Below are 26,895 nucleotides of genomic sequence, written 5' to 3' on the forward strand. Positions count from 1 at the left end.
AAGAGTTGCTATTATGGGGGCGCCGGGACTCACCCGGACCGAGCGGCGAAGGAAGCGGAAGAAAAGGGGTACGACCATGCTGGACGTGCGGTTCTCCAGCGCGTTGAAGGCCATGCTCCTGCTGGGCCACGCCGAGGAGGCAGGCAGTCCCGTCCTCAGTTCGACCCAGCTCGCCAGGAGCCTGGACACGAACCCGAGCCTGGTCCGCAAGCTGATGGTCCCGCTGGTGCAGGACGGTCTCGTCGCCTCCATCAAGGGCCGCAGCGGAGGTGTCCGCCTCGGCCGGCCCGCGGACCGGATCACGCTGGAGGAGATCTACCGCTCGGCCATCGGCGACAAGCCGCTGTGGGCCCCCCGGCCGGAGGGACCCCGGGAGTGCCTGGTCACCAACCACTCCGCCGAGTACTTTCGCAGGCTCACCGACGAGACCGAGGCCGCCGTCCTGTGCACGTTGGCGGGCCGCACCCTCGCCGACAGCCTCGACGAACTGCGCGCCATCGACCGGGCCGCCGCCACTCCCGCTCCGGAACCGCCGCTCCTCGCCCCCAGTCACTAACCACTCAGCGAGTGCTGACGAAGTGCCGAACAAGTTTGCTTTAACTAGAGGGATCCGGACGGAGTCGGCGGCCTAGTCTCTGAGGCGGATGATCAACCCCCCTCACCCGTAGGAGCGCATGTGACGCAACTCCGGCAGCAGTCCACAAGACGCACCGCTGTCCTCCGCCGCAGCGCCGTCGTGGCCACCGTCCCCGTCGCCCTCACCGTCCTGCTCGCGGCCGCCGCACCCGCGGGCGCCACGACGATCGGCGCGGCCGGCGCGGGAGACCCGTACTTCCCGCTCTCCGGCAACGGCGGCTACCACGTCGCCCACTACGACCTGACGCTCCGTTACGACCCGACGAGCCGCCGTCTCGACGGCAAGGCGGTCCTCACCGCCCGCGCCACCGAGAAGCTCACCCGCTTCGACCTCGACTTCAAGGGCCTCAAGGTCACCGGTCTCACCGTGGACCGGTCCAAGGCGGCCTTCCGCCGCGACGGACAGGAACTCGTCGTCACCCCGCGCCGGGCCGTGCGCAAGGGCCAGCGGTTCCAGGTCACCGTCACCTACAACGGCGTCCCGAAGCAGGTCACCGACCCCGACGGCTCGGCCGACGGCTGGATCGCCACCGACGACGGCGCCTTCGTGGCCGGTGAGCCGCAGGGCGCGATGACGTGGTTCCCGGCGAACAGCCACCCCAAGGACAAGTCGTCGTACGACTTCACGATCACGGTCCCGCAGGGGCGTACCGCGGTCGCCAACGGCGTGCTCCTCGGGCAGAAGACCGCGCACGGGAAGACCACGTTCCGCTGGCACGCGCCGGAGCCGATGGCCGCGTACCTCGCCACCGCGACGGTCGGGAAGTTCAAGGTCGAGCAGTACACCACCCGCGACGGCGTCAAGGTGTACAACGCCGTCGACCCGCGTGAAGTCGCCGCCGCCGAGCCCGTGTTGAAGAAACTGCCCTCCGTCCTGGAGTGGGAGAGCAAGCTGTTCGGGCCGTACCCGTTCCGCTCGGCCGGGTCGATCGTCGATCACGCGCCGGACGTCGGCTACGCGCTGGAGACGCAGGGGCGGCCGATCTACGACTCGGCGCCGGACCTCAGCACCCTCGTGCACGAGAACGCCCACCAGTGGTTCGGGGACTCCGTGTCGCTGACCTCCTGGAAGGACATCTGGCTCAACGAGGGCTTCGCGACCTACGCGGAGTGGCTCTACAGCGAGCAGCACGGCGGCAAGACCGCCCAGCAGACCTTCGACGCGCTGTACGCCCGCAAGGCGACCGACGACCTGTGGGCGTTCCCGCCCGGCGACCCGGGCAGCGGCGCCAACATCTTCGGCACCCCTGTGTACGCCCGCGGCGCCATGGCCCTGCACGAACTGCGCCTGGCCGTCGGCGACAAGACCTTCTTCGCGATCCTGCGGGCCTGGGCGGGAGCACACCGCTACGGCCACGGAACCACCGCGCAGTTCGTCAGCCTGGCGGAGCAGAAATCGGGCACACGACTCGATGCCCTCTTCCACACCTGGCTCTACACGAAAGGCAAGCCGACCCAGCCGTAGGAGCTGACGAGTTCCTCACATGTGTCGGTCATCGTCGACTCATGATCACTCGTATTCCCTCGGTCGCACTCGTCGCCGCATCCGTTCTCCTCACGGGATGCGGCGGCGGTGCGCTGGCGGCGACGGACCACACGTCCGCCCCCACTCCCGCCTCCTCGTCCTCGGCCTCACCCTCGCCCTCGCCCTCGCCCTCGTCGGAGATATCCGCCGAGGCGGCAGCCCGCCAACTCCCCGGCGTGGGGCCCAAGATGCTGGCCCGAATACCGGCGACCACCGAACAGGTCGTCCTGGTCACCGGCCGGGGCGCGAACTCCCCCCTCTCCACCTTCGCCCTGTACGAGCGCACCGACGACGGCTGGGAGCAGACCGTCAGCTGGGCGGCGCACAACGCGCTCAAGGGCTGGTCCGACCACCACATGGCCGGTGACCTGCGCTCGCCGATCGGTGTCTATTCGCTCACCGACGCGGGCGGGTTGCTCAAGGACCCCGGCACCAAGCTGTCGTACGACCACGGGTCGGGCTTCGTCTCGCCCGGCACCGGCTTCGAGGGCGAACCGCTCGCCGGGTCCTTCGACTATGTGATCGCCATCAACTACAACCGGCAGCCCGGCACTTCGCCCCTCGACTGGACCCGCCCCCTCGGCTCCTCGCGCGGCGGCGGCATCTGGATCCACGTCGACCACGGCGGCCCCACCCACGGCTGCGTCAGCATCGCCGAGGACCACATGAAGGAACTCCTGCGCACCCTGGACCCGGCCCGGCACCCCGTGATCGTCATGGGCGACGCCGCCGCCCTCGGCCACTGACCGCTTAGGATCCGCCAGGTGTGCGCACATGTGCTGGTCGCCGAGGACGACGAGATGCAGGCCGAGCTGATACGACGCTCCCTGCTGACGGAAGGGCACACCGCGACCGTGGTCCATGACGGGGCCGCCGCCATCGCGGCGGCCCGGAGACTGAGACCCGACCTCGTGGTGCTCGACCTCATGCTGCCGGTGATCGACGGCTTCGGGGTGTGCCGGGTGCTGCGCGGCGAGGACGACATCCCCGTCCTGATGCTCACCGCCCGCTCCACCGAGGACGACGTCCTGCTCGGCCTCGAACTCGGCGCCGACGACTACATGACCAAGCCGTACAGCCCGCGCGAGCTGATGGCCCGCATCCGTACGGTCCTGCGGCGCAGCGGCCGGACCACCGAGGACCGGGAGGAGGACACCGTCGTTCGGGCGGCGGGACTGTCCGTCGACGCCGTACGGCACGAGGTGCGGTGCGACGGGGTGCCCGTGGACTGCACACCGGCCGAGTTCGAGATCCTCCACGCCATGACCGCCGAGCCCGAACGGGTCTTCTCCCGGCGGCAGTTGCTCCAGTACACCCGGGGTCTCGACCGGGCGTCCACGGAACGGGCCGTCGACGTCCACATCATGAACCTGCGCAAGAAGATCGAGGCCGACCCGCGCCGCCCGGTCCGGCTGCTGACCGTGTTCGGCGTCGGCTACAAGCTGCGCGGCGGTCGCGCGTGAGGCCCCGGATACCGCTGCGCAAGCGGCTGTTGGTCCGGCTGCTCGTCGCCACCGTGCTGATCGCCGTGTGCTCGGTCGGGGCGACGGCCTGGCTCGCGGTGACGACCACCACCCGGGCCATCCGGGAGGAACAGGGCCAGGACCTCGCGGACGACATGCGCATCCTCGCGCAGCTCAGCGGTTACGCGGCGACCCACCCCGAGTGGAAGGGCGTCGCGCCCACCGTCCGCGCCCTGTCGAAGAAGATGGGCCGCCGCATCGCCCTCACGACCACCGACCGCGTCCTCATCGCCGACTCCGCATCGCACGGCACCTCCCTGCCGCCCCGCGCCGCCGCGAGCGTCGACCCCCTGCACACCGACACGTACACGGAACCCGGCGCACAGCTCAGCGGCCTCGACCCCCGGGTCGTCGGACCGTACCGGCTGACCGCGAAGGAGCGGGTCCGGCTGGCGAAGCTGGCCAAGGACCGTCAGGCGTGCTTCAAACAGAGCGGGATCGACACGACCATCACGGTGACGCCGAGCGGCCGTCCCGTCCTCACCGACGCGGACGGCAACGACGCCAACGACTCCGTGCCCGAGCCGTGCGCCGACGGGAGGCTCAACACCCCGACCACCACCGAGGGCAAGGCGTTGAAGAGCCTGATCGTGAGCGCCCAGCCCTGCCTGTCGCGGGAAGGCGTGAGCTTCAAGGCCCCGTACTTCGGGGTCGACGTCTTCGACAAGAGCCTGGGCTCCCGCTACACCATCGGCGCGTACAACAAGATTGGCGACGCGGGCGACATACGCAAGGCGCAGGCCTGCACCGACACCGCCCGCCGCGCCCAACTCGACCCGTACGTCGCGCCGGTGGCCGAACTCTTCCTCGGCGGCGGGAACACCACCGCACCCCGCTTCGCCGTCTCCCCGGCGAACAAGGCCAAGGTCGTCGGCGCGGCCGCCGCGGTCCTCGCCCTCACCGTCCTCGTCACGGCCGTGGTCGCCACGCGACTCGTACGCCCCCTGCGCGCACTGACCGAAGCGGCCCAGCAGCCACCGGAGTTGCACGTCCGGGTACCGGTCAAGACCCGGGACGAGACCGGCATCCTGGCCGAGGCCTTCAACGACCTCACCGAACGCCGGGAACGCATGGAGGCCCAGCGCAAGGCCATGGTCAGCGACATCGCCCATGAACTGCGCAGCCCCCTCACCAACATCCGCGGCTGGCTGGAGGTCACCCGCGACGGTTTCGTCGAACCCGACCCGGCCCTGCTCGGCTCCCTGCACGACGAGGCGATGGTCCTCCAGCGCGTCATCGACGACCTCCAGGACCTCGCCGCCGCCGACGCCGGAACCCTGCGCCTGCACCGCGAACCCGTACGCGTCGAGGACCTCGTCGACCAGGTAGTCGCCGCCTACCGCGTCTCCGCCGACACGGCCGGGGTCGCCCTCACCGGCAAGACGGACAACTCCCTCTGGCTGGAGGCCGATCCGGTCCGCATGCGCCAGGTCCTCGGCAACCTCGTGTCCAACGCGCTGCGCCACACACCGGCCGACGGCACCGTCACCCTGACCGCGTGGCGCGACGGCGACGACATCGTCCTGACCGTCGCCGACACCGGCACCGGCATCGCGCCCGAGAACCTCCCGCACGTCTTCGAACGCTTCTGGCGCGCCGACCAGTCCCGCAGCCGCCGCACCGGAGGCAGCGGCCTGGGCCTGTCCATCGTCCGCGACCTGGTCGCCGCCCACGACGGCACGGTGGAGGCGGCGAGCGAACCCGGCGCCGGTTCCGTGTTCACCCTGCGGCTGGCCAACGCCGGGGCGCCGGAAGGAGATTGACTCCCACTCACATCATCGCAACAGCGCGGGAGTTGCCGCGGGTCACTGCTCCCGCAGCCCCCACGGCGACCCGTACTCCGTCAGCAGATCCAGGAACGGACCGGCGGGGAACGCCTCCGGGCCCAGCACACCCGAGCCGCTCCACGTGCCCGTGGCCAGCAACTCCAGGGCGATCACCGGGTTGATGGCGGTCTGCCAGACCACGGCCTGGGAGCCGTACTCCGCCATCGACCACTGGTTGTCGACCACGTGGTAGAGGTACACCTCGCGCGGCGCCCCGTCCTTCGTGCCGCGCACCCACGTGCCCGCGCAGGTCTTGCCGTGCATACGGTCGCCCAGTGTCGCGGGGTCGGGCAGACAGGCGGCCACAACATCGCGCGGCGACACGGCAGTTGGCCCCGTGGCACTCGGCACGGTGACCGGCTCGGTGCGGTCAAGTCCCAGCAGGTGCAGGGTCTTCAGGGTCTCGATGAACTCGTTGCCGAGCCCGTACTTGAAGGTGACCCGGCGCGCGTCGACCCAGCGCGGGACGAGCAGCACCTCCTCGTGCTCCACGTTCACGCACTCGACCGGACCGATGCCCTCGGGGAAGTCGAACACCTCGGGCTCGCTGAAGGGTTCGGTGGTGAACCAGCCCCGGTCGGCCTCGTAGACGACCGGCGGGTTCAGGCACTCCTCGATCGTGGTCCAGATGGAGAAGGAGGGCGCGAAGTCATAGCCGTCGACGGTGAGGTTCGCCCCGTCGCGGATGCCGATCTCCTCGATCTCGTCGAAGAGTTCATCGGCAGCGTACCGAGCGAACACATCCGACAGTCCAGGCTCCACCCCCATCCCGACGAGCGCCAGCGCACCCGCCTTCTCCCACTCCTCCGCGTCCGCGAACTGCGCGTCCCCGAGCTTGACCCCGCACTCCTCGTACGGCCGCTCAGGATGGGGCCGGGACAACGACATAGCCATATCAAGGTAGTTGGCCCCCGCGGCCCGCGCCGCACGGAACAGGGGCAGGACGAAGCGCGGGTCGGTCGCGTTCAGCAGCACATCGCACTCGTGCGCACGCAGCGCCGCCACGACCGCCTCCTCGTCGCTCGCGTCCAGCCGCTCGGCGCGGAACCGGGCGCCGTCGGCCCCGAGCGCGGCGACCGCGGCCTCCGCCCGGGACAGGTCGTAGTCGGCGACCACCATCGCGTCGAAGAACGGACGCCGGGCGGCGATCCGGGTGACAGCGGTCCCCACACCACCGGCTCCCACGAGCAGTACACGCATGACAAGAACTCCTTCACTGCCGGACTACAAAGGTCAGCGGGCCCTGCCGGAGATACAACGCCGGTCGCGCGGATAAGGTCAATGGCGTTGGCATAAGGACCGTAAGGGAACGCAGGGAGGCCGCGATGCCGAAACCGGTGGTGTCGGAGGAGAAGCGGCGACGGCGCCGTCCCACCAAGAGCGGCACGGTCCTGTCCGAGCAGTTGATCGTCGACACGGCCCTGCGCATGCTCCGCGAACACGGCAGCGCGGGCCTGACCGCCCGCCGTCTGGGCCTGGCCCTGGACGCCGACCCGAGCACCCTCTACCGCTACTTCCGCGGCATGGACGAGCTGACCCTGGCCATCGGCGACGCCCTCGTCGGACAGGCGCTGCGGGGCTGGGAGCCGACGGGGGAGTGGCGGGCCGACCTGCGCGCGATCGGCCTGCGCATCCACGCCGCGTACGTCGCCCACCCGCAGGCGGCCCAGCTGACGGCGAGCCGTGTCACCGGCCGCCCCAACGAACTGGCCGCCGACGAGGCCGTGTTGGACGTCCTGCGCACAGCCGGCTTCCCCCTGCCCGACACCGTACGGATCTACCACGCGTTCATCGACCAGACCCTGGCCTTCGCCGCGCTGGACGCCGCGTCCCTCGCCCTCCCAAGCGCGGCCCTCCACGCCGACGAGGCCATGTGGCGCTCGACGTACGCCCGCCTACCCCGCACCACCCACCCCCGCATCGCCGAGGCGGCCCCACTCCTGGCGGCCCGCATGGTCAACAGCGCGTACCCGACGGCGTTGGAGATGCTGCTGGACAGCGCGGAGACCCAGCTGAAGTCCGCGCGCCCCTGAAGTCCAGCGCCCCAAGGGGGCGCGGGGCTGTGTCGATATGCGCCTCCGCCGCGTGGCCGCGACGACGCAGCAGCAGGCCACGTGCGGAAGCGCCCTGAAGGGGCGCGGGGAACTGCGCGACCAGCCACGACGGCGCCGCAGCAAAACGACGGCACATCCCAGCCCCACAACGGAGCCGCACGGCCGAGCGCTCACCCTCGCAATGCCCCCGCCGCCGTCTCCACGACCGCCCCCGCCACCGCGGCCAACGCAGGGGAATCCAACTTCCACTGCTGCCAGTACAGCGGCACGTCGACCGACCGCGAAGGCGCAAAGTTCACCAGCCTCCCGGCACGCAACAGCGGAGCCGCCTGCATCTCCGGCACCATCCCCCACCCCAACCCCGCGGCAACGGCCCCGACAAACCCCTCCGACGTCGGCACAAGATGCCGTACCGTACTAGCCCCGTCCGGCCCCCGCCCCACCCGCCGCACGAAGGCATCCTGGAAGCCATCGAGCCGGTCGAAGCTCACCACCGGCGCCTCGCCCAGCGCATCCCGCAGCGAACCACCACCCAGATACGCCTCCCTGAACTCCGGGCTCGCGACCGGCAGATACCGCATCCGCCCCAACGCCCGCACCGAACACCCCGGCACGGCCTCCGGCGACGAAGTCACCGCCGCCATCACCAGCCCCTCGCGGAGCAGAGCCGCCGTATGGTCCTCGTCCTCGCGGCGCAGCTCGAAGCAGACCCGCATCTCGCGCGGCACACGAGTGAGCGCGCCCAGGAACCAGGTGGCGAGGGAGTCGGCGTTCACCGCGATCGACACCCGGGTCGCGTCCCCGGCCCCGCTCATCCCCAGCTCGGCGCGCGCGTCCCGCTCCAGCCGCGCGAGTTGACGGGCGAACCGCACGACCACCTCGCCGGACTCGGTCGTCCGCACCGGCTTGGTACGCAGCAACAGGACCCGCCCCGTGCGCTGCTCCAACGCCTTCACCCGCTGGCTGACCGCCGACGGAGTCACATGCAGCGCGGAGGCCGCCGCGTCGAACGTGCCCTCGTCCACCACCGCGAGCAGTGTCCGTACCTGGTCGAGGGGAAGCTCCGAAGCCATCACGAGAGCTAATGTTACGTAAGAATCTTTAGCTGTACTCCAGCCACCGGTGTCCCTAGCGTCGAAGGCGTGACCAACGCACTCTCCGCCGCCGCCGCGGGCTTCGGCACCGGCCTCTCGCTCATCGTCGCCATCGGCGCCCAGAACGCCTTCGTCCTACGGCAGGGCATCCGCCGCGACGCCGTCCTCGCCGTGGTCGGCATCTGCGCCCTCTCGGACGCCCTCCTCATCGCCCTCGGTGTCGGCGGCGTCGGCGCGGTCGTCGTCGCCTGGCCGGGCGCGCTGACGGCGGTCGGGCTCATAGGCGGCGCCTTCCTGCTCGTCTACGGTGTCCTCGCCGCCCGCCGGGTCTTCCGCCCCGCCGCCCTGCACGCCGAGGGCGAGTCGACCGGCTCGCGCCGCCGGGCCGTCCTCACCTGTCTGGCGATGACCTGGCTCAACCCGCACGTGTACCTGGACACCGTGTTCCTGCTCGGCTCCATCGCCGCCGCCCGCGGCCCGCTGCGCTGGACCTTCGGACTCGGCGCCGTCTGCGCCAGCCTGTGCTGGTTCACCGCGCTCGGTTTCGGCGCCCGCCTGCTCAGCCGTTTCCTCGCCAAGCCCTCCGCCTGGCGGGTGCTGGACGGCCTGGTCGCCGCGACGATGATCGGTCTCGGCGCGACGCTCGTCGCCGGGGCGTGAGACGGCGGATTCGGTCGCCACAGCCGGTGCTGAGATAGTGAACCCCGGTCGATTAGATGTAGCGAGCAACCAGGAAGCCAGTGGACACGAGCGAGAGCACCGACAGCGGCACGGAACCCGAGTCCCAGAAGGACCGGGAACCGGCGACGGGCCCCCGGCGCGGCTGGCGCCGCTGGGCGATGGACACCCGCCCGCTGCGCATCCCCGCCTACCGCCGCCTGTGGTCCTCGACCATCGTCACGGCCGTCGGCAGCCAGCTCACCGCCGTCGCCGTACCCAAGCAGATCTACGACATCACCGGCTCCTCCGCCTGGGTCGGCGCCGCCAGCATGGCCGGCCTGGTGCCGCTCATCGTGTTCGCGCTGTGGGGCGGTTCGCTCGCCGACAGCATGGACCGCCGCAAACTGCTGCTGATCACCAACAGCGGCATAGCCGTGACCTCGGTGCTGTTCTGGGTGCAGGCGGCCACCGGGCTCAACTCGGTGACCGCGCTGATGGTGCTGCTCGCCATGCAGCAGGCCTTCTGGGGCCTCAACGCCCCCGCCCGCAACGCCTCCATCGCCCGCCTGGTCCCCGCCGCGCAGCTGCCGGCCGCCAACGCCCTGGGCTCGACCGTCATGCAGACCGGGCAGGTCCTCGGACCGCTCCTCGCGGGCGCGCTCATCCCGGTCATCGGCCTGCCCGAGCTGTATCTCATCGACGCGCTGGCCCTGTGCGTCACGCTCTGGGCGGTCGTCCGGCTGCCCTCGCTGCCGCCCCTGGAGTCCGCGACCCCGCGCCGCGCGGGCTGGCGGGAGATCGTCGCGGGCTTCCGCTACATCTCGCTGCACAAGGTGCTGCTGCTGTCCTTCCTCGCCGACATCATCGCGATGGTCTTCGGCATGCCCCGCGCCCTGTTCCCGCAGCTCGCCGCCCAGACCTACTCGTCCTACGACGAGGGCCTCGCCCTCGGCATGCTGTTCGCTGCGATCCCCATCGGGGCGGTGGTCGGCGGACTGTTCTCCGGCACGTTCTCGCGGGCGCGCCGGCACGGCTGGATGGTGATCGGCGCGGTCGTCGCCTGGGGCGCGGCCATCACCGGCTTCGGGCTGAGCAGCAACCTGTGGATCGGCGTGGCCTTCCTGGCCGCCGCCGGGGTCGCCGACATGGTCTCCATGGTGTTCCGCGGGGCGATCCTGCTGTCCGCCGCCACCGACGAGATGCGCGGCCGTATGCAGGGCGTCTTCACCGTCGTGGTGGCCGGCGGCCCGCGCCTCGCCGACGTGCTGCACGGCACGGCCGGTTCGGCCCTCGGCACGCGTCCGGCGGTCGCGGGCGGAGGCGTCCTGGTCATCGTCATCATGCTGGCCCTGGCCGCCGCGGTCCCGGCGCTGCGCCGCTACCGCATCTGACCTCAGACCGGCCGGTGGATCGCGTAGTGCTCCATCAGCTTGCTCCGGGTCATCGCCAGCCGGTGGGCGAGGATCTCCGCGACGATCCGGACCAGAGAAAGCCCGAGCAGCGGATCCTCCACGCTCAGGGCGAGGACGGCCGCCGCGTCGAACTCGTAGGCCCGCACGGCACTGAACGCCTCAGCGCCGAAGTCCCACTCGTACGGCGGGAACAGCCACGACCATCCCAGTAGGTCGCCCGCGCCGAGCGTGGCCACGGTGACCCGCTGCTGCGGCGTGACCCGCTGGTCGAGCGAGACGGCGCCGGAGCGGACGACCCAGAAGCGGTCGGCCGTACCGCCCGCCTCGAAGATCCGGGAGTCCTCGGCGAACGAGACCTCCTGCGCGACCTCCATCAGCCGTTCTCGCTGGGCCTGGGGCAGGGCGGTCAGCAGTTTTATCGCTTTGGTCATGGCACAGGGCTCCTCGCCGGCAGCGGATCCGGAATTCTCCCTACGCCCATTTCAGCCTCTGCCGACGTCCGAGGCACCTCGGGGGACGGAATCGGGGCATGAAAAAGCCCTGGCTGGACGGGGGAGACCAGCCAGGGCCGTAAGCGGTGGCGCGGGGGACGGTACGGTCGACCCCGTATCCACGTATGAATGAACCGTAAACCATCAGCGGGCATTTCGTACCCACTTCAACCGGTCGCGTGACCGGTTTCACTTCTCGGCATGCCGACCGGGGTCCACGATCTCGTCCAGCACCCGCAGTACGACCTCGTAGGCCACTTCCCTCACGGCGTCGCCCTGTTGGGACCACGTCTGCACCTCCTGGGCGGCGAAGGCCCGGGCCCGCCGGATGCGCCGCAACAGTTCGTCCGAGTCCACGACATCAGTCATGGCCGTCGCCTACCCAGGCGCGCGGAGTTCACTTCACCGGCGCCGCGATCGGCACGCCGAGCGGCCGGGCCAGGCCCGTCACGGCCTCGTCGAGGCGCTGCAGATGCCGCAGCACGCGGTCGGTGACCCGGCCGTAGCGCGGGGTCCCCGGCGTCCCGGGCCGCAGCAGGGACGCGATGCTCGGCCCGGTCTCGATCTCGCCGACGGCGTCCCCGTCGGAGACATGGGCGCCGATCACCCCGATGTTGTGCACGATCCGGCGCCCCGCCTCACGCAGCCGGGGATCGGCCGCGATCGACGGATGCGTGGGCAGCAGCTCGGCCGTCGCCGCGAGATACCGCGCGTGATAGGCACAGGTCTCCAGGAGCGCGACGACGTACCGTGCCGTGTCCCGGCGCGCCCGCAACGGCGTGATCGGGTGCGTCAACGGCTGCGTGGACGCGCTCAGATCGGCCAGCGCCTGGTCCAAGTCCCGCGCCTTGTCGAGCAGTTCGGCCGCGGCCCCGCCGCTGAGCTGGTCGACGGCGGCCTCGGTGACGTCTGTGAGCCGCGCCAGCACGGTGCCGAGCAGTTCGTTCGTACGGCGGTCCGTGTGCACCGGCAGCACCAGCGCCGCCGCGACCACCCCGCAGGCCGCGCCGAGCGCCGTCTCCTCGATCCGCAGCAGCAGCACCGACGCGCTGTAGGTGTGCAGGAGCGTGTAGAGCAGGCCCAGCATCGCGGTGACGAAGAAGGACATCAGGGTGTACGAGAGCGGTGCCGTGTAGAACATCGCGAAGATGAACAGCAGCACCAGCGCGAACGCCGTCCAGGTGTGGTGCCCGACCAGGCCCGCGAGACCGATACCGGCGATGACACCCAGGACCGTGCCCAGCAGCCGCCGGTAGCCCTTGACGAGGATCTCGCCCGTGGACGAGGTGTTGATGAAGACGATCCAGCAGGTCAGCACCGCCCAGTACCAGCGCTGACTGGACAGGAACTCGCCCCCGATGATCGCCAGCGACGACCCCACCGCCACCTGCACGGCCGCTCGCGTGGTCGGCCGCCGCAGGCCCGTGCGCTCCGCGTCCTCCTGCTCGGCCTCCTCGCTGCCCGCGATGGCGACGTCCTCAGCGTCCAGCTCCTCGCGCGAGCGGGTCGTCGCGGGCGTGTCCTCCGACTCGTCCTGCGGCCCGTCCACCGCGATCCGCAGCCCCAGCACCGCGCGCCCTGCCTCACCGATGCCCCGGAACACGTCCTGGACGGCGTCCGAGGCGGGCGGCAGGTTCTCCTCCTCGCGGTAGCCCAGCAGCCGGTTGCGCACATGCGCCAGCCCCGTGCCCGAGTCCGTGCCCGCGGGCCGCAGGACGAGCAGCCGCAGTGCCTCAAGGTCGCGGCGCAGCGTGTCGGTCGCCTCGTCCCGCTGGGGCAGCAGGTCACCGGCGGGCACGGGCGCGCCCGGCAGATGCAGGGTCAGGGTGTGGCCCCGCTCGGCGCTGCGGGCGGTCAGCAGCAGGAGGCCGAGCCGTTCGGCGGCGACCTCGGCGTCGGCGATACGGCGCTGCACGAGCCGTGCCACCGTCTCGTCGGAGGTCCCGTCCTCCAGCCGGCCCTGGATCAGCAGTGCCGTCTCGTGCAGCCGCGCGGTGCCCTCGCGTACGTCGGCGAGGGCCTTCTCCATGTCGTCGGGACCGGCGTCGAGCAACGCGATCTGCGCGGTCACGAGCTGGGCGAACCGCGCCCGGAACGCCCGCCGCAGCCGGTCCAGCGTCCCGGCGGGCGTCTCCGGCACCAGCGCGAACCGCACCAGCGCGCTGCACACGAAGGCGACGCCGAGCACGCCGTAGAGCCGCGGCAGTGCGGAGACGGTCGCGCCGACGAACAGGGACAGGAAGTAGATCTGGAAGCCGATCAGGCCGAGGGCCGTGCCGCGGTCGCCGAAGCGGCGGCTGTAGACCGCGCCGAAGATCAGCAGGACGAAGAAGACGTCACCGGCGACCACCCGCGAGTTCAGCAGCGCGCTCAGCGACACCGAGGCCAGCGCCACCGGCAGACCCAGCGCGAGCGTCACCGCCTGCTGGGCGCGCTGCTTCTCTCGGATGGCGAACGTGGAGACCATCGCCGCCATCGCCCCGGCGACCAGATGCGGCACCGAGGCCCGCGCCAGGGAGAGCACGGTGAGCGTGAGGGCGATCGAGGCCACCGTCCGCAGCCCGGCCGTCAGCCGCAGCAGTCCGGGATCGGACGCCGCGACGCGATACCGAACCCGTGCCCACGCCGCCCGTCCCACTGCCCTCACGCCGCCGTACTCTCCCCAGGTTCACATCAAGATCCGTCACACCGATGCTACGGCTCCTGGGTGCCGGACCCTTCGACGCGTTCCCGTACCTGCTCCGCCGACAGATACGAGTCGGTGTACTCGAAGTCCTTCAGCGTGGCCGGTTTGCGGGCCTGGAAGCCGGTGCGCACGAAGTCGTCGCCGGCCAGCGCGTTCAGCGTCCAGTTGGTCGCGACGCGGACCTTGGCGACGTTCGTGCGCAGCGCCGACCAGTGGTAGCCGCGGGCCACGACCTGGGCGGGGAAACCGCGCAGTTCGATGCCGAGCGGCTTGGACACCGCGTCCTTGCCGCCGAGGTCCACGACCAGCCCGAGGTCCTTGTGGACGTACTTCTTCAGGGGCTGGTTGCGCAGGGTCGCGATCACGTTCTCCGCGACCACCTTGCCCTGCCGCATGGCGTGCTGCGCGGTCGGCGGGCAGATCGCGCCGTCCCCGCCCTTGGCCTCGTCCGGCACCGCGCCCGCGTCACCGAGCGCGAACACCCCGTCGTGGCCGGGGAGGTTCATGTCGGCGGTGACCGCGAGCCGTCCCCGTACCGTCTCCGCGCCCAGCGTGGCGATGAGCGGGCTGGCGACCACACCGGCCGTCCAGATCAGCGTGCGGGTCGGCACCACCCGGCCGTCGGTGAAGGTCACCTCCTCCGGGCCCGCCTTGGCGATCGAGACGCCCAGGGAGATGTCGATACCGCGCCGGGTGAGGATCTCCTGCGCACTCTTGCCGAGCTTGTCGCCCAGTTCGGGCATCAGCTTCGGCGCGATGTCGATGAGGTGCCACTTGATCAGACCCGGGTCGATCCGCGGGTAGCGCTTGACCGCGGCGTGCGTCAGCTTCTGCAGACAGGCGGCCGTCTCGGTACCGGCGTAACCGCCGCCCACCACCACGAACTGCAGCCGCGACGCCTTCTCCGCCGGGTCGTCGCTCGCGTCCGCGAGGTCCAGCTGCGTGATCACGTGGTCGCGGATGTACGCGGCCTCCGCGAGGGTCTTCATCCCGAAGGCGTGATCCGTCAGCCCGGGGATGTCGAAAGTGCGGGTGATGCTGCCGGGGGACAGCACGATGTAGTCGTAGGGCTCGTTCACGATCTCGTCGTTGATCGTGCGGATCACACAGACCTTGGCCTTGATGTCCACACCGATCGCGCCGCCCGGGATGATCCGCGTGCGGTACTTCTTGCTGCGGCGCAGCGAGACGGCGATCGACTGCGGGGTCAGGACGCCGGAGGCGACCTGGGGCAGCAGGGGCAGATAGAGCTGGTAGGAGAACGGCGTCACCAGCGTGACGTCGGCTTCCTCCGGGGTCAGTTTCCTCTCCAGGCGGCGAACGCACTCCACTCCTGCGAAGCCTGCGCCAACCACCAGGATCCTCGGTCGTGTCACGGTGTTCATCCCTTCTGCGGCTCCAGGCGGTCTGCCTCGACGCCGTACGCCTGCCCCTGGATCGCTGCCTCGCACCACATCGATCCCACCGTGCCGGGAGCCGTTCCGCCAGCTGAGCGCGGCAGGCAGACGAACGCGTGGGCACCAGCATGCCCCGCCGAGGCCGTCCGTACGCCGCGGACGTGTGAACAAATGGCGTACCCGAATGACCTTCGACCCGCCTCTCGGCGATCGCTCCTGACCGTAGAGTGCACGCCATGTCGCACACTCAGCCCGAGCCGGGGTCAGGCTTCCGCACCCAGAACATCGACGCCGGCAACGTGACGCGGCTGGTGGCCGCGCTCGACATCCAGGAAGCCAATCCAGGCGTACGGCGACTGCGCGCGTGGGCCCACGAGGCCCTCGCCCCGGGCAGCGGGGAACATGCCCTCGACGTCGGGGCCGGCACCGGCTCGACCACCCGTGAACTGGCCGCGGCCGTCGGCTCGAACGGCTCGGCGCTCGGCGTCGAACCCAACCCCGGGCTGCGCGCCATCGCCGAGGAACGCGCCGCGTCGGCCGGGAACCCGGCCCGCTTCACCGACGGCGACGCGCTGTCCCTGCCGGTGCCCGACGCCTCCGCGGACGTCGTCTGGTGCGAACGGGTGCTCCAGCACCTCGCGGAACCCGACAAGGCCGTCGCCGAGATCGCCCGCGTGCTGCGCCCCGGCGGGCGCGTGGCCCTCCTGGACACCGACTGGGCGACCACGATCCTGCACCCGGGCGACCCCGAGGTCACGGCCGCGTTCACCTCCGGGGCCCTCACCGGCGCCGCCAACCCCTATTCGGGCCGCCGGCTCGTCGGCCAGCTCAGCGCCGCCGGACTCGTCGTCGACGACCGCGGCTCGCAGGCGCTGCTCCAGGACCACCGGTCGGTGGCCTGGCCGCTGATCCGCATGCTCGGGGAGTCCGCGGTCCGCCGGGGCGCCCTGACCGAGGCCCAGCGCGACCGCGCCTACACCGACCTCTCCGAGGCCGCGGAGCGCGGCGCGCTGCACATGTCCGTGACGATGTTCGCGGTCGTGGCCCACCGCCCGGAGTGATCCCCGGCCGGTGACGTCAGCGGAACACGTTGTCCGCGTCGTCCCAGCCCGCGAGCTGTTCCTCCGCCAACTGCTGCGGGGCACGCGCGCGTGCCTGGTACATCGCGTCGATCTCGAACGCGTAGTGCCGCACGATCGCGTCCCTGCGCAGCTTCATCGACGGCGTCAGCAGCCCGCCCGCGACATCGAACGGCTGCGGGAGCACCCGGAACACCCGGATCGACTCGGCGCGCCCCACAGGGCTGTTGGCGGCCGCCACGGCCCGCGTGATCTCCTCCCGCAGCGCGTTCTCCTCCCGCGCCTCCCGGCCCCGCGCGTCGCTCTGCAGCGCGAGACCGGCCCGCCAGTGCGCCACGAACTCCGGGTCCAGCGTGAGCAGCGCCCCCACGCACGGACGGTCGTCACCCACGACCACCGCCTGATGGATCAGCGGATGCATCCGCAGCCGGTTCTCCAGCGCGGCCGGCGCGACGCTCTTGCCGCTGCTGGTGATGATGATGTCCTTCTTGCGGCCGGTGATCGTCAGGTACCCCTCGGTGTCCAGCCGCCCGATGTCCCCGGTGGCCAGCCACCCCGCGTGCATCGCGGCCCGGGTCGCCCGCTCGTCGTTGATGTAGCCCTGGAACACCGAGGGCCCGTGCACCAGGATCTCCCCGTCCTCCGCGACCCGGATCTCCGTGCCCGGCAGCGCCTGCCCCACCGTGCCGATCTTCTCCCGGCCCAGCGGCTGCATCGTGATCCCGCCGGCGGTCTCCGTCAGCCCGTAACCGTCGTGCACGAGAATGCCGATGCCCGAGTAGAACAAGGACAGTTCACGGTTCAGGGGTGAGCCGCCCGACGTCGCGCGGACCACCCGGCCGCCCAGCGCCGACCGAAGCTTGCGGTACACCGTCCGCTCGAACACGGCGTGCTGGAGCCGCAGATCGAAGGCGGGACCCGAGCCCCGGCCGAGTCTCTGTCTCTCCTCGGCCGCGGCGAACTCCCGCGCGGTCGACGCGGCCCGCTCGAACAGGGCGCCGCGGCCCGTCTGTTGGGCCGTACGGAGAAAGTTCTTGTAGATCTTCTCGAAGATCGACGGCACCGCGTACAGGTACGTGGGCCGGAACGTGCGCAGCGCCGACACCAGCGCCGCCTCGGTCATCTCCGGCTCGTGCGCCATCAGCCAGCCGCCGCGCATGCACAGCCCCTGGATCATCAGCCCGTACACGTGCGAGAACGGCAGGAAGGCCAGCACGGCCGGCTGTTCCCCCGGCGGGGCCGCCGTGTGCGACCAGCCCGAGAGCAGCGTGTCGCAGGGGCTGGCGAGACTGCGGTGGCTCAGCGCGCAGCCCATGGGGCGGCCCGAGGTGCCCGAGGTGTAGGCGATCACCGCGGTCGAGTCCGGCATCACGATCCGGCGCAGCGAGTCCACGGTGGTCTGCGGGATGTACGTGCCCCGCTCCACGATCTGGGCCAGCGCCCCGGAGTCCAGCTGCCAGACGTGCCGCAGCAGCGGCAGCGCGGCACACACCGTGCCGACGGTCATGATGCCCTGCTCGTCCTCCACGACCACGGCCACACAGTTGGCGTCCCGCAGGATCCACTCGACCTGCTCCCGCGAGGACGTCGGATGCACCGGCACGACCTCGGCGCCGACCGCCCACAGGGCGTGGCTGAGCACGGTCCACTCGTAACGGGTACGGGCCATGATCGCGACCCGGCTGCCCGGCGATATCCCGGAGGCGATCAACCCCTTTGCCAGATCGACGACTTCGTCCCGCAGCTCTACGGCCGTCACCTCCTCCCACTCCGTGGAGGACGGGTCCGCCTTGCGTGCGATCAGGGGCAGGGTGGGATGGAGGAGCGCGGTCTCGAAGATGCTGTCGGCGAGGCCGCCGTTGAAGGTGGAGGTGGGGGGTGGAGCGACGGCGAAGTCGCGCATGCGCTGCTCCTGGGTTGTACGGGGCGTGACTCTGCCGATCATTACTGTTATCGACGGTGCTCGAATGTAGCCCAGGTGTGAGCGTTTGGTGAGGGGAACCGGGAAGTGCCCTTGCGCAGTTTGATGGTTGAGTGGGACCGACCTGACAAAGCGGGGGGGTACGAGGACATGAACGCGGTGGATCTCGGCGAGTTGAGGGCGCGCGACTTCGGTTACCTGGACGCCGAAGGGCACACCTATCTCGACTACACGGGCGCCGGACTAGCCCCGGCCTCGCTGGTCCGGGCCAGCGCCGAGCGCATCACCGGAAGCGTCTTCGGCAACCCCCACTCGGAGAGCCCCGCCTCCCGCGCCTCCGGCGACCTGCTCGCCCGGGCCCGCGCCGCGGTGCTGCGCCACTTCCACGCGGACCCGGCCGAGTACACGGTGGTGTTCACCGCGAACGCGACGGCCGCGCTGCGCCTGATCGGCGAGTCGTACCCGTTCGCCCCCGGCGGCCGGCTCGTGATGCTCCTCGACAACCACAACTCCGTGAACGGATTACGGGAGTACGCGCGAGCGGGCGGCGCGAAGACCGAGTATGTCCCGGTCCACGGCCAGGAGTTGGCGATCGACGAGGAGCGACTGCACACCGCGCTCACGGCCCGCAGACGCCGCCGCGGACGCGGACTCCTCGCGTACCCGGCACAGAGCAACTTCACCGGCGTACGGCACTCCCTGGACTGGATCGCCACGGCCCACGAACACGGCTACGACGTCCTGTTGGACGCCGCCGCCTTCGTGCCGACCAACCCCCTCGACCTCTCCCGCCACCACCCGGACTTCACCGTGGTCAGCTGGTACAAGGTGTTCGGCTACCCCACCGGCATAGGCAGCCTCGTCGTCCGCCGCGAGGCCCTCGCCCGGCTGCGCCGCCCCTGGTTCTCCGGCGGCACCATCTACGCCGCGAGCGCCCAAGCCCAGTGGCACGTCCTCGCGGACGGCGAGGCGGCCTTCGAGGACGGCACCGTCAACTTCCTCTCCATACCCGACATCACGGCCGGCCTGGACTGGATCGACACCATCGGCATGGACCACGTCCACGACCACGTGACCCGCTTGACCGCCCAACTCCTCGCGGGGGTAACCGAGTTACGCCACTCCGACGGCTCCCCGATGGCTCGGGTCTACGGCCCCACCGGCACCGGCCCCACCCGCGGCGGCACCGTCGCGCTCAACCTCCTCGACGCGGACGGCCGCGTGATCGACGAACGCGTCGTCTCCCAGGACAGCGCCGACCACCGCATCTCCCTCCGCTACGGCTGCTTCTGCAACCCCGGCGCGGGGGAGGCCGCGTTCGCTCTCCCGCTACGCAGCCTGCGCTCGGCGGCCCGCAAACCCCTGGGCTCCCTGGAGGAGTACCTGACCCTGCTGGGGCTGCCGTCGGCCGGTGCGGTCCGGGTCTCGGTGGGCGTCTCCTCGCAACCCAGGGACGTGGAAACGTTTCTGGAGTTCGTCGCGAACACGTACCGGGACCGCGTGCCGACAGCGGCAGGCCTCGCGGACCGGGCAGGCTGCTGACCGACGGGGTGGCGCCTCACCGCCCGGAGCGCGCAGCGGCCACCCCCTGACGGCACTTGCGCACAAGCACCGCCCAGGTCGCCGCCAGGAACAGCACGGTGAACCCCGCGAGGATCAGCCAGCCGCGTCCCGCCGGATGCGTGAACGAGTCGCCGTAGGAGCGCAACAGGGGCGGTCCCGCAGGGGAGTTGCCGTCGCGCCACAGGCTCTCCAGGCCGATCGCGCTGCCCAGTGCCTCGAAGGCCCAGCGGTTGGTCATCGCCCAGCTGATCGCCTGCCCGGCCGACGCCATCCGGGGCACCGGCACGAACGCCCCCGAGAACAGCACCTGGGGGAAGCAGAGCAACGGCAGCATCAGGGTCGCCTGGCCCGGATCCGTGACGGCGGCAGAGGTGAGCAGCCCGAGGGCGAGCGCGGCGGCCGAGGCCAGCACGCTCGTGAGGAACAGCGAGGCGTACGTGTCCCAGCCCGCCGCCGGCAACCGGTCCAGCGCGCGCAGCACCGCCAGCAACAGCGCGTCCGCCGCGGCGAGTACCGGCAGGACGGTGGTCAACTTCGAGGCGACGTACGGTCCGATGCGCACACCCGCCAGCCACTCCCGCCGCAGTACCGCCAACTCCGTGCAGATCTGCAGCAGTCCGTACGTCAGCCCGAAGAAGAACGCCCCGAACGCGATCCAGAACATGATCATCGCCGTGGACCCCGGATCGGGCGCCGCCGGGTCGAACGCGCCCGCCCGGAACAGCACCGCGAACATCGCCACGATCATCACCGGCGACCCCACGAACACGGCGACCGACAGCCGGTTGTGCACCAACAGCGCTGTTGTACGACGGGTCAGCAGCGCCCACTGGCGTACGGCGCCGACGCGGGGTGGGCGGTGCGCGACAGGTGCCGGGGCCGGTTTCGTACGCTGCACCGGGGCGGTGCGCTCGGCGCGCTTCCCTTCCGCCACCGCCGCGTACACGTCCTCCGCAGTCTCCGCCCCGAACGCCGCGAGCAGCGCTTCCGGCGCCCCCACGAACGCGACCGCTCCGCCCGGCGACAGGAACACGACCTGATCGCAGCGCGGCAGATCGGCCAGGACGTGGGTGGTGAGGACGACGGTGGTTCCGGACTCGGCGAGGGCGCGCAGGGTCGACAGCAGCGCGGCGCCGGTCACCGGATCGAGGCCGGAGGTGGGTTCGTCGAGGAAGAGCACCCGGGGGCGGGTGAGCAACTCGGCGGCGATACAAGCCCGTTTGCGCTCCCCGCCGCTCAGCGCCCGCACCGGTGTGTCCGCGCGCTGCGCGAGCCCGAGGACGTCCAACACCTCCGTCACCCGTGCCGCCACCGTCTCGCCCGGCATCCGCAGTCGTCCCGCGTACTCCAGCGTGCGCCGCAATGGCAGCTCGCGGTGGATCACGTCCTCCTGCGGCACGAACCCGAACTCCGGCCCCGGCGGGCCCGGTTGGGCTCCGTCGTGCAGGACGTCCCCCGAGGCCGGGGCCTGGAGTCCCGCGAGGGTCTGCAGCAGCACGGTCTTGCCCGCGCCGCTGCTCCCCGCGATGACCGTCAGCCGCCCGGCCTCGACCTCCAAAGACACGTCGTCCAACACCTGCCCCGCGCCCCGCACTTCCTGCGTGACGGCCCGTAACTCCAGGTGCAGGCCGGTTACTTGCGCGGTATCAGGGGAAATCGGCGTCGGCATGGGAGCAGCATGTCACCCCGGTGTCAGCCACACCGTCGCGAGGGGCGGGAGCGTGAGCCGGATATGGCCGTCCTCCGGTTTGACCGGGTCGGGGTTCCTGACGTCGCTGCCGCCGTAGAGCGCGGTGTCCGTATTGAGGGCCTCCTGCCAGGCCGGGATCTCGTCGGGGACACCGAGACGGTAGTCATGGCGCACGACGGGGGAGAAGTTGCTGACGGCGAGGAGAGGCGAGCCCTCCGCGTCGAACCTCAGGAACGCGAAGACGTTGTCCTCGGCCGCGTCGCCCATCACCCAGCGGAAGCCGCCGGGGTCGGTGTCGCGCTGCCAGAGGGCGGGGGTCGCCCGGTAGGCGGTGTTGAGGTCGCGGACGAGGTCCTGGACGCCCCGGTGATCGGGCGCGGCGTCGTAGGCCGGGTCGAGGAGCCACCAGTCGGGGCCGTGGGATTCGGACCACTCGGCGCCCTGGGCGAACTCCTGGCCCATGAAGAGGAGTTGCTTGCCGGGGTGGGCCCACATGAAGGCCAGGTAGGCGCGGTGGTTGGCGCGTTGCTGCCACCAGTCGCCGGGCATCTTGGACACCAACGACTGCTTGCCGTGGACGACTTCGTCGTGAGAGATCGGAAGGACGTAGTTCTCGCTGTAGGCGTACACCATGGAGAACGTCATCTCGTTGTGGTGGAACTTGCGGTGGACCGGCTCGTGCGACATGTAGTCCAGCGAGTCGTGCATCCAGCCCATGTTCCACTTGAACCCGAAGCCGAGACCGCCCGTGTCGGTCGGCCGGGTCACCCCGTCCCAGGCGGTGGACTCCTCGGCGATCGTCACGACACCGGGCACCCGCCGATAGACGGTCGCGTTCATCTCCTGCAGGAACGCCATCGCGTCCAGATCCTCGCGCCCGCCATGGACGTTCGGGGTCCACTGGCCCGAGTCGCGTGAGTAGTCGAGGTAGAGCATCGAGGCGACCGCGTCCACGCGCAGGCCGTCGATGTGGAACTCCTGGCACCAGTAGACGGCATTCGCCACAAGGAAGTTGCGCACCTCGGTCCGGCCGAGGTCGAACTCGTAGGTCCCCCAGTCCGGATGCTCGGCCCGCCGCTCGTCCCCGGGTTCGTACAGCGGCTCCCCGTCGAACCGGGCCAACGCCCAGTCGTCCTTGGGGAAGTGCGCCGGAACCCAGTCCATGATCACGCCGATACCGGCCTGGTGGAACGCGTCGACGAGGAACTTGAAGTCGTCCGGGGTGCCCATGCGGGAGGTCGGCGCGTAGAAGCCGGTGACCTGGTAACCCCAGGAACCCCCGAAGGGGTGCTCGGCCACCGGCATGAACTCGACGTGGGTGAAGCCCAGTTCGTTCACGTAGGCGGGGAGTTCGACGGCGAGCTGACGGTACGTCAAACCTTGGCGCCAGGAGGCGAGATGGACCTCGTAGACCGAGAAGGGCGCTTCATGGACCGGGGTTTGGGCACGGCGGGCGAGCCAGTCCTCGTCGCCCCACTCGTAGTGCGAGGCCGTCACGATGGACGCCGAGGCGGGCGGCACCTCCGTGCGGCGGGCCATCGGGTCGGCTTTGAGGAAGCGCCGGCCACTCCGGGAGGTGATCTCAAACTTGTACCGGGCGTCCTCGCCCACCCCCGGCAGGAACAGCTCCCACACACCCGACGAGCCGAGCGACCGCATCGGGAAGGCCGTACCGTCCCAGGAGCTGAACTCCCCAGCGACACGCACCCCTTGGGCGTTCGGCGCCCACACCGTGAACCGGGTGCCGGTCACCCCGCCGTGCGTCATCGGCTCCGCGCCGAGCGCCTTCCACAGCTCCTCGTGGCGCCCCTCCTTGATGAGGTGCAGGTCGAGTTCGCCGAGGGCGGGGAGGAATCGGTACGGGTCATGGACCTCGTGCTCGTCGCCCTCCGCGTACGACACCAGCAGCGTGTACGCCGGGAGCGCGTCGAGCGGGAGCACGGCGGAGAAGAGACCGCCGCCGTCCGAGGTGAGCTGGCTGCGCGTCCCGTCGATCACGACGCTCACGGCACGGGCGTACGGACGCAGCGCCCGGAAGGCGATCCCGCCCGGCACCGAGTGCGCGCCCAGCAGTGCGTGAGGGTCGTGGTGGGCGCCGGAGAGGAGGCGGTCGCGGTCGGTCGGGTCCAGCGGGGCGGAGGCCATGGGACTGCCCGCGCCCAGGGGCGCCGGAACGGTCGTGGGCGAGGCGACTGCGGGCGGGCCCTCGTGCGCTCGGTTGGTGGCCGTAGGGGAGCCGCTCGTCTTCGGCGCTGCGGTCGCGGTCCGGCCGGCGGTCTCCGGCGGGCCGGATACGGCAGGGCTGGAGGCGTTCGGTGCGGCGGGTCCGGTCGGTTCGCCCGTCTGCGGGGCGGCGGTTGTGGGCGAGCCGTTTGTCTCCGGTCCTTCAGTCGCGGTCCGGTCGGCGGTCTCCGGTGCGGTGGGTACGGCTGGGCCGCGGGCATCAGGTGCGGCGGGTCGACTCTGCTCACCGGTTTCCGGGCCGGCGGTTGCGGGCGAGCCGCCGCTCGTCTCCGGCGCTTCGGTCACGGCCCGGTCGCCGGGCTCCGGCAGGACAGGCGTGACCGGGCCGCGGGCGTCCGGTGCGGCGGGTCCGGTCGTGCCGTAGGCGTCCGGCGTGGCGGGTCCGTTCGGATCGCTCGTTTCCGGGCCGGTGGGCGTGGACGGACCGCCCGTCTCCTGAGGTGAAGTGTCGCGCAGGGCCACGGAGTTCAGCCTCCTCGGACGGCGAGACGTTCGATCGCCGCCATGGGTACGGGAAGCCAGTCCGGACGGTGTCTGGCCTCGTACAGCACTTCATACACGGCGCGGTCCGTCTCGTACGCGCGCAGCAGGGCGTGCTTGGTGCGGGGGTCCCAGCCGGCCCGGGCCGCGTAGCCCGCGCAGAACGCCTCCCGGCAACGGCGTGCCCACTCGGGGCGCCAGGGGCGGCGCTGCCGGGCCGCGTAGTCGAAGGAGCGCAGCATCCCGGCGATGTCCCGTACCGGGGACTGCACACTGCGCCGTTCCGCCAGCGGCTTGGACGGCTCGCCCTCGAAGTCGATGACGAACCAGTCGCGGCCGGCCCGTAGCACCTGACCGAGATGCAGATCGCCGTGGATGCGCTGGGCGGGCGGCCCGGCATCGCGGCCGACGAGCGCGCCGAACGCGGTCCACAGCCCCGGCACGAACGGCCGCAGCGCGGGCACGGAGTGCGCGGCCGCCTCCAGGCGCTCGGTCATCGTCGCCGCCGTACGGTCGTTCTCGGCGAGGGGGCGGCCGGCGGATGGAAAGGCCGCCGCCAGCGCGAGATGGACATCCGCGGTCGCCTGGCCCAACTCGTAGGCCTCCGTGGTGAATTCGTCACCTGCGGCGAGGGCGCGCAGCGCGAGCGCCCAGCCGTCGGAGGCGTCCGGCAGGAACGGCTGGAGCACCCCGAGCGTCGCGGCCCGCGGCTCCGCCGTCCGGAACCACGCCACCGGCGCCGGGACCCGCTTGCAGCCCTGCGCGGCCAGCGCCCCCGGCAGCTCCAGGTCCGGATTGACGCCGGGCTGGATCCGCCGGAAGACCTTGAGGATGAACCGATCGCCGTACACCAGCGAGGAGTTGGACTGCTCGGCACCGAGCAGGCGAGGGGTGAGTCCTGCGGGCACGGACACCGACGGGTCCGCCTCGAAGTGCAGGGGGCCTGTCGTACCGGGATGCCGCAACCGCTCCAGCAACAGCTCCGCCGACCGCGGATCCTGCAGCGCGTCGTAGACCGCGAGACCCGCCAACGGACCTTCCTGCACACGCCCGATGTACGCCCGGGCGAGGCGCGGCGAGACGTGTTCCCTTACGCCGAGCAGGAGTTGGTAGCAGTCGCCGGGCGGGGGAGTGCCGCCCGGCGAGGGCACCGGCGTATGAGAGGCGTGGACCAGCAAGTGGAGGCAGCCCGGGAAGAGTTCGGTCGTGGACAGCACGTCGAGGTCGGCCACCGGCCGGTCCTTGCCGGCGAACCAGCGCTGCCCGGGCAGCCATTCGCGCAGCAGCCCGGCGAGCGTGGCCGGAGGCCTGTCGACGCCGGGGCTGCTCAGTCGAAGCGGTGCGGTCTTCGGCATGGTGACGCGTCCTTTCGCCGGCACATCCTCAAAGTCGTCGGCCGATACGGGAAGCGGCTCGCGGGAGCCTGAACCAGTAGAAGCCGTGCCCCGCGAGCGTCAGCAGATACGGCAGTTCACCGATGGCCGGGAACCGGACCCCGCCGATCAGCTCCACGGGATGCCGGCCGTCGAACTCCCGCAGATCGAGCATGGTCGGCTGCGCGAACCGCGAGAAGTTGTGCACACACAGGACGAGGTCGTCCTCGTACTCGCGCAGGAACGCGATCACCGCCGGGTTCGACGACTGGAGCTCCGTGTACGAGCCGAGGCCGAACGCCGGGTTCTGCTTGCGGATCTCGATCATGCGGCGCGTCCAGTGCAGCAGCGAGGAGGGCGACGACATCGAGGCCTCGACGTTGGTGACCTGGTAGCCGTAGACCGGGTCCATGATGGCCGGCAGGAAGAGGCGGCCGGGGTCGCAGGAGGAGAAGCCCGCGTTCCGGTCGGGGGTCCACTGCATGGGGGTGCGGACGGCGTCGCGGTCGCCGAGCCAGATGTTGTCGCCCATGCCGATCTCGTCGCCGTAGTAGAGGATCGGCGAGCCGGGGAGCGAGAGCAGCAGGGCGGTGAAGAGTTCGATCTGGTTGCGGTCGTTGTCCAGCAGGGTCGCGAGGCGCCTGCGGATGCCGATGTTGGCGCGCATGCGGGGGTCCTTGGCGTACTCGGCCCACATGTAGTCGCGTTCCTCGTCGGTGACCATCTCCAGGGTCAACTCGTCGTGGTTGCGCAGGAAGATGCCCCACTGACAACCTGAGGGAATGGCAGGGGTCTTGGCGAGGATTTCCGACACCGGGTAGCGGGACTCACGGCGTACGGCCATGAAGATCCGTGGCATGACGGGGAAATGGAACGCCATGTGGCACTCGTCGCCGCCGCCCTGATAGTCGCCGAAGTAGTCGACGACGTCCTCGGGCCACTGGTTCGCCTCGGCCAGCAGCACCGTGTCCGGATACATCGCGTCGATCTCGCGGCGGACGCGCTTCAGGAAGTCGTGACTGGCGGGCAGGTTCTCGCAGTTGGTGCCCTCGGCCGCATAGAGATAGGGGACGGCGTCGAGGCGGAAGCCGTCGATGCCGAGGTCGAGCCAGAAGCGGAGGGCGGCCAGGATCTCCTCCTGGACGGCCGGGTTCTCGTAGTTGAGGTCCGGCTGGTGGGAGAAGAAGCGGTGCCAGAAGTACTGCTTGCGGACGGGGTCGAAGGTCCAGTTGGAGGCTTCG

The 26,895-nt window shown here is 70.9% G+C and carries 21 protein-coding genes; 10 read left to right on the plus strand and 11 right to left on the minus strand.

Translation table 11 applies throughout. The annotated features are described in order from the left end of the window. Positions 1 to 76: 76 nt before the first annotated feature. From OO69_RS13760 to OO69_RS13780, 5 genes are all read left to right on the plus strand, one after another. Positions 77 to 556 carry an RrF2 family transcriptional regulator gene (locus OO69_RS13760; RefSeq protein ID WP_033280840.1) on the plus strand — a complete coding sequence of 160 codons (480 nt, stop codon included), beginning with the start codon at positions 77 to 79 and terminating at the stop codon, positions 554 to 556. Between the two features lie 120 nt (positions 557 to 676). Next, positions 677 to 2,101, plus strand: a complete 1,425-nt coding sequence (locus OO69_RS13765) for a M1 family metallopeptidase (RefSeq protein WP_033280841.1) — start codon at positions 677 to 679, stop codon at positions 2,099 to 2,101. 41 nt (positions 2,102 to 2,142) lie between these two features. Then, on the plus strand, positions 2,143 to 2,907 hold the full coding sequence (locus OO69_RS13770) for a L,D-transpeptidase family protein (RefSeq protein ID WP_033280842.1): 765 nt from the start codon (positions 2,143 to 2,145) through the stop codon (positions 2,905 to 2,907). A gap of 18 nt (positions 2,908 to 2,925) precedes the next feature. After that, complete coding sequence (locus OO69_RS13775) at positions 2,926 to 3,624, plus strand: response regulator transcription factor (protein WP_051800976.1); 699 nt, start codon at positions 2,926 to 2,928, stop codon at positions 3,622 to 3,624. Beyond that, entirely contained in the window at positions 3,621 to 5,447 is a 1,827-nt protein-coding gene (locus OO69_RS13780) for a sensor histidine kinase (RefSeq protein WP_033280844.1), read from the plus strand. The genes OO69_RS13775 and OO69_RS13780 overlap by 4 nt, the downstream gene beginning before the upstream one ends. Positions 5,448 to 5,489: 42 nt before the next feature. Here the strand turns inward: OO69_RS13780 and OO69_RS13785 are convergent, their stop codons facing one another. Next, on the minus strand, positions 5,490 to 6,710 hold the full coding sequence (locus OO69_RS13785; protein WP_033280845.1) for a saccharopine dehydrogenase family protein: 1,221 nt from the start codon (positions 6,708 to 6,710) through the stop codon (positions 5,490 to 5,492). A gap of 125 nt (positions 6,711 to 6,835) precedes the next feature. On the opposite strand from OO69_RS13785, the gene OO69_RS13790 reads away from it, so the two are divergent. Beyond that, positions 6,836 to 7,543, plus strand: a complete 708-nt coding sequence (locus OO69_RS13790) for a TetR/AcrR family transcriptional regulator (RefSeq protein ID WP_033280846.1) — start codon at positions 6,836 to 6,838, stop codon at positions 7,541 to 7,543. Positions 7,544 to 7,734: 191 nt separating this feature from the next. Here the strand turns inward: OO69_RS13790 and OO69_RS13795 are convergent, their stop codons facing one another. Further along, positions 7,735 to 8,637 carry a LysR family transcriptional regulator ArgP gene (locus OO69_RS13795; protein ID WP_033280901.1) on the minus strand — a complete coding sequence of 301 codons (903 nt, stop codon included), beginning with the start codon at positions 8,635 to 8,637 and terminating at the stop codon, positions 7,735 to 7,737. Between the two features lie 69 nt (positions 8,638 to 8,706). On the opposite strand from OO69_RS13795, the gene OO69_RS13800 reads away from it, so the two are divergent. Beyond that, the gene (locus OO69_RS13800; RefSeq protein ID WP_033280847.1) at positions 8,707 to 9,318 is read left to right on the plus strand and encodes a LysE/ArgO family amino acid transporter; all 612 of its coding nucleotides are present in this window, start codon (positions 8,707 to 8,709) and stop codon (positions 9,316 to 9,318) included. Between the two features lie 80 nt (positions 9,319 to 9,398). Further along, a complete protein-coding gene (locus tag OO69_RS13805; protein WP_033280848.1) occupies positions 9,399 to 10,709 on the plus strand; it encodes an MFS transporter in 1,311 nt (436 codons plus the stop codon). A gap of 2 nt (positions 10,710 to 10,711) precedes the next feature. Here the strand turns inward: OO69_RS13805 and OO69_RS13810 are convergent, their stop codons facing one another. The 4 genes from OO69_RS13810 to OO69_RS13825 all read right to left on the minus strand — a co-directional run bounded on the left by OO69_RS13810 (position 10,712) and on the right by OO69_RS13825 (position 15,292). Continuing rightward, positions 10,712 to 11,161 (minus strand): cyclic nucleotide-binding domain-containing protein, encoded by a 450-nt coding sequence (locus tag OO69_RS13810; RefSeq protein WP_033280849.1) that lies wholly within the window; start codon positions 11,159 to 11,161, stop codon positions 10,712 to 10,714. Positions 11,162 to 11,410: 249 nt separating this feature from the next. After that, on the minus strand, positions 11,411 to 11,590 hold the full coding sequence (locus tag OO69_RS13815) for a hypothetical protein (RefSeq protein WP_033280850.1): 180 nt from the start codon (positions 11,588 to 11,590) through the stop codon (positions 11,411 to 11,413). 28 nt (positions 11,591 to 11,618) lie between these two features. Beyond that, entirely contained in the window at positions 11,619 to 13,868 is a 2,250-nt protein-coding gene (locus OO69_RS13820) for an FUSC family protein (protein ID WP_051800977.1), read from the minus strand. A 47-nt stretch (positions 13,869 to 13,915) separates the two neighbouring features. After that, entirely contained in the window at positions 13,916 to 15,292 is a 1,377-nt protein-coding gene (locus OO69_RS13825; RefSeq protein WP_033280852.1) for an NAD(P)/FAD-dependent oxidoreductase, read from the minus strand. 248 nt (positions 15,293 to 15,540) lie between these two features. Between OO69_RS13825 and OO69_RS13830 the strand changes: the two genes are divergently transcribed. Further along, positions 15,541 to 16,365, plus strand: coding sequence for a methyltransferase domain-containing protein (locus tag OO69_RS13830; RefSeq protein ID WP_033280853.1), 825 nt, complete (start codon positions 15,541 to 15,543; stop codon positions 16,363 to 16,365). Positions 16,366 to 16,381: 16 nt separating this feature from the next. Here the strand turns inward: OO69_RS13830 and OO69_RS13835 are convergent, their stop codons facing one another. After that, entirely contained in the window at positions 16,382 to 18,286 is a 1,905-nt protein-coding gene (locus OO69_RS13835) for an AMP-dependent synthetase/ligase (protein WP_033280854.1), read from the minus strand. Between the two features lie 168 nt (positions 18,287 to 18,454). Here OO69_RS13835 and OO69_RS13840 point away from each other — a divergent pair, with 168 nt between their 5' ends. Beyond that, on the plus strand, positions 18,455 to 19,846 hold the full coding sequence (locus tag OO69_RS13840; protein ID WP_033280855.1) for an aminotransferase class V-fold PLP-dependent enzyme: 1,392 nt from the start codon (positions 18,455 to 18,457) through the stop codon (positions 19,844 to 19,846). A 16-nt stretch (positions 19,847 to 19,862) separates the two neighbouring features. Here OO69_RS13840 and OO69_RS13845 read toward each other — a convergent pair whose 3' ends face one another. The 4 genes from OO69_RS13845 to treS all read right to left on the minus strand — a co-directional run. Continuing rightward, on the minus strand, positions 19,863 to 21,536 hold the full coding sequence (locus OO69_RS13845) for an ATP-binding cassette domain-containing protein (protein ID WP_051800978.1): 1,674 nt from the start codon (positions 21,534 to 21,536) through the stop codon (positions 19,863 to 19,865). 12 nt (positions 21,537 to 21,548) lie between these two features. After that, positions 21,549 to 23,702 carry a 1,4-alpha-glucan branching enzyme gene (gene glgB / locus OO69_RS13850; protein WP_106971028.1) on the minus strand — a complete coding sequence of 718 codons (2,154 nt, stop codon included), beginning with the start codon at positions 23,700 to 23,702 and terminating at the stop codon, positions 21,549 to 21,551. A 566-nt stretch (positions 23,703 to 24,268) separates the two neighbouring features. Next, entirely contained in the window at positions 24,269 to 25,636 is a 1,368-nt protein-coding gene (locus tag OO69_RS13855; protein WP_033280856.1) for a maltokinase N-terminal cap-like domain-containing protein, read from the minus strand. A 28-nt stretch (positions 25,637 to 25,664) separates the two neighbouring features. Continuing rightward, on the minus strand, positions 25,665 to 26,895 hold a 1,231-nt coding region (gene treS / locus OO69_RS13860; RefSeq protein ID WP_033280857.1), incomplete at its 5' end, for a maltose alpha-D-glucosyltransferase.

It is taken from the genome of Streptomyces sp. NRRL F-525 (assembly GCF_000716605.1).
GTDB lineage: Bacteria > Actinomycetota > Actinomycetes > Streptomycetales > Streptomycetaceae > Streptomyces.

Excerpts from the sequence above, each read along its gene's own strand:
- OO69_RS13760 (WP_033280840.1), top strand. The coding sequence starts at position 77 with ATGCTGGACGTGCGGTTCTCCAGCGCGTTGAAGGCCATGCTCCTGCTG.
- OO69_RS13770 (WP_033280842.1), top strand. The coding sequence starts at position 2,143 with ATGATCACTCGTATTCCCTCGGTCGCACTCGTCGCCGCATCCGTTCTC.
- OO69_RS13785 (WP_033280845.1), bottom strand. The coding sequence starts at position 6,710 with ATGCGTGTACTGCTCGTGGGAGCCGGTGGTGTGGGGACCGCTGTCACC.
- OO69_RS13790 (WP_033280846.1), top strand. The coding sequence starts at position 6,836 with ATGCCGAAACCGGTGGTGTCGGAGGAGAAGCGGCGACGGCGCCGTCCC.
- OO69_RS13795 (WP_033280901.1), bottom strand. The coding sequence starts at position 8,637 with ATGGCTTCGGAGCTTCCCCTCGACCAGGTACGGACACTGCTCGCGGTG.
- OO69_RS13810 (WP_033280849.1), bottom strand. The coding sequence starts at position 11,161 with ATGACCAAAGCGATAAAACTGCTGACCGCCCTGCCCCAGGCCCAGCGA.
- OO69_RS13815 (WP_033280850.1), bottom strand. The coding sequence starts at position 11,590 with ATGACTGATGTCGTGGACTCGGACGAACTGTTGCGGCGCATCCGGCGG.
- OO69_RS13825 (WP_033280852.1), bottom strand. The coding sequence starts at position 15,292 with ATGAACACCGTGACACGACCGAGGATCCTGGTGGTTGGCGCAGGCTTC.
- OO69_RS13830 (WP_033280853.1), top strand. The coding sequence starts at position 15,541 with ATGTCGCACACTCAGCCCGAGCCGGGGTCAGGCTTCCGCACCCAGAAC.
- OO69_RS13835 (WP_033280854.1), bottom strand. The coding sequence starts at position 18,286 with ATGCGCGACTTCGCCGTCGCTCCACCCCCCACCTCCACCTTCAACGGC.
- OO69_RS13840 (WP_033280855.1), top strand. The coding sequence starts at position 18,455 with ATGAACGCGGTGGATCTCGGCGAGTTGAGGGCGCGCGACTTCGGTTAC.
- OO69_RS13845 (WP_051800978.1), bottom strand. The coding sequence starts at position 21,536 with ATGCCGACGCCGATTTCCCCTGATACCGCGCAAGTAACCGGCCTGCAC.
- glgB (WP_106971028.1), bottom strand. The coding sequence starts at position 23,702 with ATGGCCTCCGCCCCGCTGGACCCGACCGACCGCGACCGCCTCCTCTCC.
- OO69_RS13855 (WP_033280856.1), bottom strand. The coding sequence starts at position 25,636 with ATGCCGAAGACCGCACCGCTTCGACTGAGCAGCCCCGGCGTCGACAGG.